Consider the following 253-nt stretch of genomic DNA (forward strand, 5'->3'; position numbering starts at 1 on the left):
CCCTTTTGAGGTGTACTCCCTTAGCAGGGGAGCGCCTTCGGCCACTCGGCCACCTCTCCGCAACACGGGGCGCATGATACCCATCTTTACCCCGTTTGCAAAGGGAAAATTAGATAAAAATTAATGGTTTGGCTCTTGATCTTTCTCTTTCTGGATGCGCTGGTAAATTTCCTCCCGGTGTACGGCGACTTCCTTCGGCGCGTTGACGCCGATGCGCACCTGGTTCCCTTTGACACCCAGTACCGTCACGGTG

Annotated in this window: 1 protein-coding gene; it reads right to left on the reverse strand. The window is 54.5% G+C overall.

All coding sequences use genetic code 11. The features are described 5' to 3' along the window. Positions 1-120: 120 nt before the first annotated feature. Positions 121-253: carbon storage regulator CsrA (gene csrA, locus ACLJNW_RS26900; RefSeq protein WP_410961607.1), on the reverse strand; the 133-nt coding region annotated here is incomplete at its 5' end.

Source organism: Salmonella sp. SAL4457, assembly GCF_046548235.1.
GTDB classification, from domain to species: Bacteria; Pseudomonadota; Gammaproteobacteria; order Enterobacterales; family Enterobacteriaceae; genus Salmonella; species Salmonella enterica.